General features: G+C 71.0%; 2 protein-coding genes and 1 pseudogene. All 3 read right to left on the bottom strand.

What is annotated here, in order from left to right:
- A pseudogene (locus VF794_RS36370) lies at positions 1 to 1,885 on the bottom strand (translocation/assembly module TamB); the annotation flags it as partial.
- A 5-nt stretch (positions 1,886 to 1,890) separates the two neighbouring features.
- Entirely contained in the window at positions 1,891 to 2,829 is a 939-nt protein-coding gene (locus VF794_RS36365) for an ExeA family protein (protein WP_331117717.1), read from the bottom strand.
- 24 nt (positions 2,830 to 2,853) lie between these two features.
- The coding region (locus VF794_RS36360; RefSeq protein WP_331117715.1) for a tetratricopeptide repeat protein at positions 2,854 to 5,575 on the bottom strand (2,722 nt) is incomplete at its 5' end.

The raw sequence follows: 5,575 nt of genomic DNA, 5'->3' as shown, positions 1-5,575 counted from the left end.
GCCGCCCGTAGTACAGGGTGTCCTTGAACTCGAGCGCCACCAGGCCCGCGAACTGGTCGATGGGGCTGTCGATCTCCACCCGGCCCGAGACCTCCCCCACCAGCGGCCCCTGCATGACGGAGATGGTGGAACTCAGCCCGGCGATGAGGTCGATCAGATCCTCGGTGCGCCCGCGCGGCACCTCCACCTCGGCCCGCGCGTGCAGCGAGCGCCCGAAGGTGAGCGCCGCGTTGCCGAAGTACTGGGTGCGCCCCTTCTGGCCCGTGAGCGCCGGGAAGGTCAGCACCTTGTCCTGATACGTCGCCTTCCCCTGCACCACGCCCAGGCTGAAGCCCCAGAACTCGAAGTCGCGCAGCGACAGGTTCGCGCCGATCTTCACATCCGCGTAGGGGCCCTCGACGGTGGTGCTCACCGGGCCGCGTCCCGCCCACGGCAGCTCCGCGATGTGGCCGAAGTCGGAGAGGTCCGCATCACCGTGGACGTCCACCCGGAGGCCCTTCTGGGTGTCGTAGAAGAGCGTCGCCTCGCCCTGGAGGTGCGAGCCGCCAGACTCCAGCTCGATGCCGGTGAAGTCGACGCGGTCGCCCAGCAGCGCCACGTGGGAGCGCGCACGGCCACGCTCGTAGGTGAGGAGGGTGCGCCCGGTGTCCGGGGGCGCGTCGAAGGCGCGCGTGGCCAGCACGAAGCGGCCGTTGCGCAGGTCCAGGTCTCCCGCCAGGTTGAGCTTGGGCGCCAGCGTGCCGGACAGGTGCGCCTTGGCCGTCGCCGGGAAGTCCACCCACGAGCCCTTCAGGCCGGCCTTCTCCAGGATGCGGCCGAAGGAGGCATCGCGGGTCTCCACGTCCACCACCACCGGCAGTCCCTTGCTGAGCCCCAGGGTGCCGGTGAGGCGTACGTCTCCGGAGCCGACGGGGACGGTGAGCTCCTCCACCGTCACCAGGTCTCCCGCGTACGCCAGCCGCGCCGTGAGCGAGCCCGGGCCATACTTCCCATAGGCGAGCCCGCTGCCGGACAGCTCCAGCGACACGCTGGGCGCCGCCGGGCGGCCATTCACCGAGAGGCGGGACCAGAGGTGTCCCTGGGCGGGCCTGGGCAGCAGCCCCGCCCGCGACAGTGTGCGCAGCGGCAGGAACACCTGGGCGTCCAGCGCGAGCATCGGCTCGCAGAGCTGCTCCACGCGGCCGGAGACGTTCACCGTCACCTCGTCCAGGGCCACCTCCGCGCGGTCCAGCTCCAGCAGCTCCTCCTCCACGTCCAGTCCGCCCGAGAGCGCCAGCCGCCCCAGGGCGAGCTCCTGCCCCGGGCCCAGCCGCACCAGGCCGCGCCGGGCCTCCACCTCGAACTCCTCCTCGCCCCACCGCTCGCGCAGGGACACGTCCAGCTCGGACACCTCCACCTGCCGACCACCAGGCAGCGCCAGCCGCACCTCGGCGCCGGTGATGACCAGCCGGGACAGGTGCAGCCGCCGCAGGGGGATCAGCGGGCACACTCCGGGCTCGTCGCTGGGAGTCCTGGGACGCGACAGGTCCAACGCGAGCCGCGGCCGGTGCACGCGCACCAGGTCGATGGCCACCTTGCCGGAGAGCGGATTGGGAAGGCCGAGCTGCACCTCGGCCAGGTCCGCGGCGAGCAGCGGTGTCTCCGCGCCCTTCTCGAAGACGGACAACCCGCGCAGCACGAGCCGCTGGCCGAGCGGATCCACCTCACACTGGCCGATGCCCACCTCGAGCCCGAGCAGGGCGGGGAGCTGGCGCCGGGCCTGGGTGCACAGCCCATCCCAGACGGTGCGCGTACGCAGGACCAGCACCGTGCCCACCACGAGGATGAGAACGATGAACCACAGCGGCGCCTTGCGAGCGCTCTGTTGTCGGTTCCGCGGTGCCAAGACCGCTACAGCTTACCGAGTCCCTCGAGGTAACGGTCGATCTCCGCGAGATCCACCTTCGAGGTGCCGCCTGCCCGACTGCCCGAGTTGGCGGCGAGGGCCGGCTTCTGTGGAGTCTCGGGCATCGCCGAGCCCACCAGGCCCAGGTTTTCCGCGATGCGGTGGATGAGCTTGTCGCTGACGGTCTGCTCGCGGGCCAGGAAGGTCTCGAACAGCGCGTTGTCGCAGATGCTGTTGATGACGCGCGGGGTGCCGCCCGAGCGCTGGTGGACGGCCAGCAGGGCCTCGGGGGTGAAGGGCATGCGCGGGCAGCCGGCCAGCCGGAGGCGGTGCTTGATGTAGGCCTCGGTGGACTCGGCGGTGAAGGGCTCGAGCTTGTAGCGGAGCGCCACGCGCTGGGCGAGCGGCGGGTCCAGCTTCAGGTTGCGCTCGATGTCCGGCAGGCCGAAGAAGACGAAGGAGATGAGCTTGCGCTCGGGGACCTCCAGGTTGAGCAGCCCCCGGAACTCCTCCATGAGTTCGCGCGTCTCCAGCATCTGGGCCTCGTCGATGAGGACGACGGCCTTCTTGCCGGACTCGTAGATCTGCAGCAGCCGCTGGTAGAGCTGGGACAGCAGGGCCAGCTTCTCCTGGGCCGGGTTCTCCACCCCGAGCTGCAGGGCGATGCGCCGCAGCAGCCAGTTGGCGGTGATGCCGGAGTGGATGATGACGAGCAGCGCGGCCTCGTACTCGGACTCGGGCAGCGAGTCGAGCATGCGGCGCGCCAGCGTCGTCTTGCCCGCCCCGATGTCACCAATCAGGATGGACAGGCCCTTCATGTAGCTGACGGCGTGCATCAGCCGGGTCAGCGCCTGCGAGTGCTGGGCCGAGTTGTAATAGAAACGGCTCACCGGCGCGTTGGAGAAAGGCTCCTGCGTGAGCTCGAAGTAATCGAGGTAGGTCATGGGCTCGGCGGACCTCGGACAGCGCTAGACGTAGCCTACCTTGCGAGGCTTGTTGGTACCCGCCGCCGCGGCCGGAGCCGCGGGAACGGGCATTCGTGCACCAGCCGCCGGAGCGGCCCCAGCGGGAGCGCGGGGAGCGGCCAGGGGCGGATCCTCCACCGGGGAGGTGGTGGCGGCCAGGCGCTCCACGTGACCGGTGACCTCGCGGAACTTCGGGTCGAGCGCGGCCACGCGCTGGTAGTGGTAGAGGGCCTTGCCCAGGTCGCCGACGGCCTCGTGGGCCAGGGCCAGCTCGAAGCCGATGGCCTTGGCCACCTCTCCGATGGCGTGCTCGCTGGCGAGCGCCTGCTTGAAGGTGCCCACCGCCGCCTTGGCGTCGCCCTTCTGGGCCTGGAGCAGGCCAGTCATCGTGAGGCAATCCACCTCACGCTTCTTGCCCATGCAGCCCTCGCGGGCCACGGCGAACTCGTTGAGGGCGTCGTCGATGAGGCCCATCTCGCGGTAGGCGATGCCCAGGTCGTAGTGGGTGTCCACGTCCTCGGGCTTGACCACCTTGGCGAGGCCCTTCTTGAACTCGGCGAAGACCTCTTCCACCGAGTACTGGAAGTCCTCCTCGGCCATGGGCGCCGCGGCCGGCTCGCCGCCCAGGTCACCGAACTCGCCGGCCAGCTCCGCCGCCAGGTCGAACGCGTCGCGCTCGGCGGGGGACTCGCCCAGGGCGGGCACCGCGGGCACGGAGACCGCCTCGGGCTCCTCGGCCTGCGGCGGGGTGCCACCGGACTCGAGCACCTCGAGCCGAGCCATCAGCTCCTCGGCGCGCGCGTGACCCGGGAAGGCGATCATCACCGTCTCGAGGATCTCCCGCGCCTCCTCCAGGAGGCCCTGGTCGAGGAAGAAGCTGGCTTCGTCGCACTCCTCGCCAGCGGGCTCCTCCTGGGGCTCCTCGACCGGCGCGGGCGCGGGCTGCGCCTTGGCGACGGGCTGCGCCTTGGCGGCCGGAACCGGCTGCGCCTTGGCGGCCGGAGCCGCGGGCTGCGCCTTGGGCGCGGCGGCCTGCGTTGGAGCCTTGGGAGCCACCACCGCGGGCTTGGGCGCGGGAACAGGCTCGGGCTCGGGCTCCTCGAGCTCGTAGGAGCCGAGCGCCTGCGCGTCCACCGGGGTGCCCTCGTTCTCGGGCGCGTCCAGCTCCAGCGGGAGTGCCGACACCCGCGTGGGAAGGTCCTGCTCCTCCCCGAGGGGCTCGTCCGCGAAGGCGTCCTGGAGGAGTTGCACCGAGGGTGCCGACACCTGCGTGGGAGACGGCTCGTCCTCGTCGCCGAGGGCCAGGGAAGCGCCAGCCTCCAGCGCCGCCTCGTCCGAGCCGACCGGATCCGCGAAGACGGTCGTCTCCTCGGGCTCGTCACCGGCGCCGAAAAGGGGCTCGTCGCCCGACACCACCGGGCCCGGCTCGTCCGCGAGCACCAGCCCGTCGTCGGAGTCCGTCGTCCCGCCGAACTCGTCGGAGAGGATCTCGTCCTGTCCGTCCTCGGCGCTGCTCGCGGAGACCAGCGCGAGCTCGTCTCCCGGCGGATGCGCCAGGGCATCCTCGGGCGCGTCGGCGACGACGATCGCGTCGTCGTTGGAGTCCACGAGGATGGCGTCCTCGCCCACCGTCTCCACGACCGCGCCCGTCACGGGCGCCACGGCATCCGACTGGAGCACGGCCAGGAAGGCCGGCACCTCGGGATGGTCGGGGTTCTGCTGGAGGATGGTGGCCAGGTACGGCTGGGCGCGCTGCACCTCGGCGCGGCGCGTGCACAGGCGCAGCACGTTCAGGAGCTGCTCGCCGGCCTGGGCCCCGTTCCCGGAGGCGACGTAGATGTGGAACGCCTTCTCGTGCGCGTCGAGGTTCTCCGGGTCCACCGCGAAGATCTTCCGCAGGTGCTCGAGCGCCTTATCGTGCAGGCCGTATTTGACGTAGACGTCCGTCTCCGTCAGCAGCTTGGAGAACTGATCCTTGCTGGCGGCGGCCGTGGGCGGAGGAGCGATCGCCGCCGGCGCGGGGGCCGGAGCGGGAGGAGCCGCGGCCACCGGGGCGGCGGGCGCCGGGGCGGGAGCCGGCTTCGGAGCGGGGGCGGCGGGAGCGGGAGTCGGAGCCGCGACGGGAGTCGGGGCGGGAGCCGGAGCCGAGGCGGCGGAGGGACCGGCGGCCTTGTAGGCCAGCAGCTCCGCATCGGAGGGATCCAGCTCGGCGACGCGGTTCCAGATGCCGTTGGCGTCCTGGATGCGGCCGCGCTCCTGGTAGACCTTGGCCAGCTCCTTGTAGACGGAGACGGTCTTGGCGGTCTGGCCGAGCCCGTGGAAGGCCTGGGCCAGCATGTTGAGCGTCTCGACGTCGCGCCCGTCCGCCTTGAAGCACACCTGGAGCTTGGCCAGGGCGCGCTTCTGATCCGCGCGCACCAGGTACTGCTGGGCCAGCTCCTTGGCCAGCGCGACGTTGTCCGGCTCGAGGGTGGAGAGCCGCTCCGCCACGCGCATCCAGTCGTCGATGCGGTTGTTGCGCTTGAGGTACTCGGCGGCGCGCTTGAATTCCTGGACGGCCTCGCGCGTGAGGTTCTCGCGCGCATACAGCTCGGCGAGCTTGATCTTCGACGCCACGTTCTCGGGGTCGAGATCCACCATCTTCTTGAGCGTATCCAGGGAGTTCTTGACGTCGCCGGCCTTCTCGTAGTGGTTGGCGACGATCTGGAAATACGCCATGGCCTCG

This window comes from Archangium sp. (assembly GCF_036389735.1).
Taxonomy (GTDB): domain Bacteria; phylum Myxococcota; class Myxococcia; order Myxococcales; family Myxococcaceae; genus Archangium.
Note: the sequence above shows the minus strand (reverse complement) of the source record. Positions and strands in the feature narration are given on the sequence as shown.

Bases quoted from the DNA above. Each gene is read 5' to 3' on its own strand.
- VF794_RS36365 (WP_331117717.1), bottom strand. From the start codon at position 2,829: ATGACCTACCTCGATTACTTCGAGCTCACGCAGGAGCCTTTCTCCAAC.